Source organism: Kitasatospora sp. NPDC057512, from assembly GCF_042802135.1.
Taxonomy (GTDB): domain Bacteria; phylum Actinomycetota; class Actinomycetes; order Streptomycetales; family Streptomycetaceae; genus Kitasatospora.
Map to the genome: position 1 here is coordinate 1 of NZ_JBHVET010000562.1, position 5,884 is coordinate 5,884.

Here is a 5,884-nt window from a genome sequence, read left to right on the forward strand (position 1 = left end):
GCCGGCTTCGACTGGCCGCAGTTCGTGCCGACCTATACCCTCTACCGGGCCAGCCGTCTGCTGGCGGACCTTCCCGAGGTCCGCGCGGTCCTGGCCGCTGAGGCCGCCGTCGAGTCCACTGTCGAGGAAGTCGGCGCGTGGGCAGGCCGGTTGGCGGGGATGCCGGTCGCGGAGCAGCGCCAGGTCCTGACCGACCTCGTGCGCGGTCACGCGGCCGCCGTCCTCGGTCACGACTCGGCGGACGACGTGCTGCCGCAGCGGGCGTTCAAGGAGCTTGGCTTCGACTCCGTCGGCGCCGTCGAGCTACGGAACCGCCTCTCCAAGGAGGTCGGTGTCAAGCTGGCCTCCACGATGGTCTTCGACCACCCGAACGCCACCGCCCTCGCGGACTACGTACGAGGTGAGCTGGTCGGCACCGGCGGAGCGGCCGACGGCGATCCGGTGCTGGAGACCATGGAGCGGCTGGCTGCCGAACTGGACTCCGTCGACGGGGGAGCCGACGCGCGCCAGGACATCACCGAGCGCATGCAGACCCTGCTGTCCCGGTGGATGCGGCGCGGCGCCCCCGGCGCCGGCGCGGAGGACGGTGGCGCTGCCGTCACCCGGCAGACCGTGGCCGGACAGCTCAACGAAGCCTCGGCCGACGAGGTTCTGGACTTCATCAACAAGGAACTGGGGGCGTCGTGATGATCTCCGGTGCTCAGATCAAGACGACGTCGAGGAGGACCCACGATGGCCGATGAGAAGCAGCTGCTCGACGCTTTGAGGAAGCTGGCCGCCGAGCACTTCGAAACCCGTGAGCGGGTCAAGGAGTTGGAGTCCGGCGCCCGCGAGCCGATCGCGATCGTGGGCATGGGGTGCCGTTACCCGGGCGGCGTGACGGGGCCCGAGGAGTTCTGGAACCTGGTGGCCGACGGCGTCGACGCGGTGGGCGGGTTCCCGTCCGACCGCGGCTGGGAGGCGTTCGACAACCAGGGCGGCTACCGTCGGCAGGGCGGATTCGTCTACGACGTGGCCGAGTTCGACGCGGGGTTCTTCGGGATCAGCCCGCGTGAGGCGCTGGCGATGGACCCGCAGCAGCGGCTGCTGCTGGAGACCTCGTGGGAGGCGATCGAGCGCGCGGGGATCGACCCGCGGTCGCTGCACGGCTCGGCGACCGGCGTCTTCGTCGGCGCCAGCCACGCCGGTTACGAGGCCAGCCTGCCCGTCGAAGACGCCAGCCTGGACGGCTACCGGCTGATCGGTACGGTGTCGTCCGTGGCGTCGGGTCGGATCTCGTACTGCCTGGGTCTGACCGGTCCGGCGGTGACGGTGGACACGGCGTGTTCGTCGTCTCTGGTGGCGATGCACCAGGCGATCCTGGCGCTGCGGTCGGGTGAGTGCTCGATGGCGTTGGCCGGTGGCGTGGCGGTGATGGTGTCGCCGGGTGCGTTCATGGAGTTCGGGCGTCAGGGCGGCATGGCGTCGAGCGGTCGGTCGAAGGCGTTCTCGGAGGAGGCCGACGGCATCGGCTGGGGTGAGGGCGCGGGCATGGTGCTGCTGGAGCGCCTGTCGGACGCCCGGCGCAACGGGCACCAGGTGCTGGCGGTGATCCGCGGCAGCGCGGCGAACCAGGACGGCGCGTCCAACGGCCTGTCCGCGCCGAACGGTCCCTCGCAGCGGCGGGTGATCCGCGCGGCGCTGGCCAACGCGCAGCTGTCGCCCTCCGACGTCGACGCGGTGGAGGCCCACGGCACCGGCACGACGCTCGGTGACCCGATCGAGGCGGGCGCGCTGCTGGCCACCTATGGCCAGGAGCGGTTCGAGGACCGGCCGCTGTGGCTGGGTTCGGTGAAGTCCAACATCGGGCACTCGCAGTGCGCGGCCGGTGTGGCCGGTGTGATCAAGATGGTGATGGCGCTGCGGCACGAGGTGCTGCCGAAGACGCTGCACGCGGACGAGCCGTCCTCGCATGTGGACTGGACGTCCGGGAACGTGCGGCTGCTGAGCGAGTCGGTGGCGTGGCCGGCGGGTGAGCGGCCGCGCCGGGCGGGTGTGTCGGCCTTTGGTGTGAGCGGTACGAACGTCCACCTGATCGTGGAGGAGGCCCCGGCGGCCGTCGAGGCGGCGGTCGAGCCGGCGGGCCAGGAGAACCCGGTGCTCACCGGGGCGGCAGGTGTGGCCTGGCCGGTCTCCGGTCGCAGCGCGGTGGCGCTCGCCGGCCAGGCGGGTCGGCTGCGTGAACACGTGGCGGAGCGGCCGGAGTTGTCGGTCGGTGATGTGGCGTGGTCGTTGGCGACGACGCGTGCGGCGCTGGAGCACCGGGCCGTCGTGCTCGGTGGCGAGCGGAGCGAACTGGCGGCGGGGCTGACGGCCGTCGCTACGGGGCAGCCGGCGGCGGGTGTGGTCACGGGGGCGGTGGCTGCCGCTGGTGTGGGGCGGACGGTGTTCGTCTTCCCGGGGCAGGGCAGTCAGTGGGTCGGGATGGGGCGTGAGCTGGCGGAGTCTTCGCCAGTGTTCGCCGAACGGCTGGCCGAGTGTGCCGAGGCCCTGAAGCCTTACGTGGAATGGCAGTTGGACGATGTTCTGGCCGGACGTCATGGTTTCGAGGCCGCCGATGTGGTGCAGCCGGCGTTGTGGGCGGTGATGGTGTCGCTCGCCGCCGTCTGGGAGGCGGCGGGTGTCGCTCCCGATGCGGTGGTGGGTCACTCGCAGGGTGAGATCGCCGCTGCTGCTGTCGCGGGGATTCTCTCCCTGGACGATGCCGCCAAGGTGGTGGCTCTGCGGAGCAAGTCCCTGAAGGTGCTGGCCGGTCGTGGTGGGATGCTGTCGATCGCGGAGCCGGTGGCGGGTGTCCGGGCGCGGATCGCTTCGTACGGTTCCCGGTTGTCCATCGCCGCCGTGAACGGCCCGTCGGCGACGGTCGTCTCCGGCGACGCCGACGCACTGCGCGAACTCGCCGAGTCGTGCGGGGATTCGCCGCGTGCCCGGATGATCCCGGTGGACTACGCGTCCCACAGTGCGCACGTGGACGAGCTGCGGGAGGAGATCCTCGCCGTCCTTGAGGGCATCACACCGACCGAGGCCCGTATCCCCATGGTGTCGGCGCTGACCGGTGCGTGGCTGTCCGGTCCGGAGCTGGACCCGGGCTACTGGTACGCGTCCCTGCGCGAGACGGTGGAGTTCGACCGCGCCGTGCGGATCCTTGGCGACGCGGGCCACGGTGTGTTCCTGGAGGTCTCGCCGCATCCGGTGCTGACCCCGGCGATCGGTGACAGCCTGGAGGACCGCTCCCCGGTCGTCGTGGGCACGCTGCGACGGGACGAGGGCGGCGAGCAGCGTCTGCTGACCTCGCTCGCCGAGGCCTACGTCCAGGGCGCCCCCGTCGACTGGACGTCGGTGCTCGGCGGCGGCACGACCGTCGCGCTGCCGACCTACGCGTTCCAGCGGCGGCGCTACTGGCCCGAGGCCCCGGTGCTGGAGCGGGCGAAGCTGTCGGTGGACGACTGGCGCTACCGCATCACCTGGCAGCCGTCCACCGTCAGCGGCCCGGCGGTTCTGTCCGGCACTTGGTTCGTCGTGGGCGACGCCCCCGACGCGGCGACGATCGCCGAGGCGCTGGCGAGCTGTGGTGCCGAGGTGGTGCGGACGACGCTCGCGGGCCTCGACGCGGCCATCGAAGGCGCGGACGTGCGGGGCGTGGTGTCCCTCCTGGCCCTGGACGAGTCGCCGGACGCCGAGTTCGCGTGGCTGTCCCGGGGCAGCGCGGACACCCTCGACCTGGTCCAGAGGCTGGGCCGGTCCGGGATCACCGCTCCCCTCTGGGTGCTGACCCGTGGCGCGGTGCAGGCCGCCGCCGGCGAGGTGACGACCAGCCCGGTGCAGACCCAGGTCTGGGGTCTCGGCCGTACGGTCGGTCTGGAGCACGCGGACCGCTGGGGCGGTCTGGTCGACCTGCCGCCGGTGCTGGACGTCGAGGCGGCGACCCGCCTGGCCGGCGTCCTCGCGGACGGCAGTGAGGACCAGGTCGCCGTACGGCCGTCCGGGGTGTTCCTGCGCCGCCTGGTGCGGGCCGAGGCCCGGCGCGTCGAGTCGGAGGACTGGTCGCCGCGCGGCACGGTCCTGCTGACCGGCGGCACCGGCTCGATCGGTGTCTGCATCGGCCCGTGGCTGGCCGAGCACCGTGCGCCGAGGGTCGTTCTGACCTCCCGCTCCGGCCCGTCGGCGCCCGGGGTGGCGGCGCTGGCCGCCGCCGTGGCCAACGGGGGATCCGCTGTCGAGGTCGTCAGCTGCGACCTCACGGAGCGTGCGCAGGTCACGGCGATGGTCGCGTGGATCGAGAACACCGGCCCCGGCCTGTCCACCGTCCTGCACTCCGCCAACGCGCCGATTCTGGCCCGGGTGGAGGACACCAGCCGGGAGGAACTGGCCATCGCGGTCGGCGCGAAGGCGGCGGGCGCCGTCCACCTGGACGAGGCGACGACGCACCTGGGCATCGACGAGTTCGTCCTCTTCTCGTCGATCTCGGCGACCTGGGGCAGCAACGACCACGCCGCCTACGCGGCCGGCAACTCCTTCCTGGACGGGCTCGCCGAGGACCGGCGTGCCCGTGGCCTGCCGGGCACCTCGATCGCCTGGGGTGTCTGGAACACCCGTGACTGGGACGCCGTGGACGCGGCGATGGACCAGGCTCCCGGCCGGGTGACCCCGCACCGCCTGCTGCGGCAGGGCATGAACTTCCTCGACACGCAGCGGGCGCTGACCGCGCTCGGCGAGATCCTCGCCGACGACGAGACCTTCATCGCCCTGGCGGACGTCGAGTGGGAGAAGTTCGCGCCGGTCTTCACGGCCGCGCGGCCTCGCCCGCTGCTGGACACCATCCCCGAGGCCCAGGAGGACACGACGGTCCGTCGTGACGAGGACGAGCGCGGCGAGTTCGCCTCCCGGCTGGCCGGCCTGTCGGCGGCCGAGCGGCGCCGGACGGTCACCGAACTGGTGCGGACGCACGCGGCCGCGGTGCTGGGCCACGAGTCGGTGGACGAGATCGTGGCGAGCCGGGCGTTCCGCGAGCTGGGCTTCGACTCGCTGACCGCCGTCGAGCTCCGCAACCGCCTGAACACCGCGTGCGGCCTGCGGCTGCCGTCCACGGTGATCTTCGACCACCCGAGCGCGTCCGCGCTGGCGGACGAGATCCTGGCCGCACTGTTCGGCACGGACGCGGACGAGAGCCAGGCCGTGATGGCAGCGGCAGCGGCGGCGGTGTCGACCGATCCGATCGCGATCGTCGGTATGGCCTGCCGCTACCCCGGCGGTGTCCGGACCCCCGAGGAGCTGTGGGACCTGCTGGCGGCGGGCGGCGACGCGATCGGCGCGTTCCCGGCCGACCGCGGGTGGGACATCGACGCGCTCTTCGACCCGGACCCGGACGCCGAGGGCTCGACCTACGTCGTGGAGGGCGGATTCCTCAGCGGGGCGGCGGAGTTCGACGCCGGGTTCTTCGGGATCAGCCCGCGTGAGGCGATGGCGATGGACCCGCAGCAGCGCCTGCTGCTGGAGACCTCCTGGGAGGCCGTCGAGCGGGCCGGCATCGACCCGAAGTCGCTGCACGGCTCCGCGACCGGTGTCTTCGTCGGCGCGGCGCCGTCGGGCTACATCGCGACGGGTGCCACCGTCCCGGGCGCCGAGGCGCACCTGATCACCGGGAACGCGCTGAGCGTGCTCTCCGGCCGGGTGTCGTACACGCTGGGTCTGAACGGACCTGCGGTGACCGTCGACACGGCGTGTTCGTCGTCCCTGGTGGCGATGCACCAGGCGATCCTGGCCCTGCGGTCGGGCGAGTGCTCGATGGCGTTGGCCGGCGGTGTGACGGTGATCGCCGACCCGGCCGAGTTCGTCGGCTTCTCGC

At 72.6% G+C, this 5,884-nt stretch carries 1 protein-coding gene and 1 pseudogene; both read left to right on the forward strand.

Features of this window, described 5'->3' with window-relative positions; genetic code table 11:
- Positions 1-687, forward strand: a 687-nt coding sequence (locus ACFU6K_RS29080; RefSeq protein WP_380667970.1) for a beta-ketoacyl reductase, incomplete at its 5' end; no start/stop codon positions are given.
- Between the two features lie 45 nt (positions 688-732).
- Positions 733-5,884: pseudogene (locus ACFU6K_RS29085) on the forward strand (SDR family oxidoreductase); the annotation flags it as partial.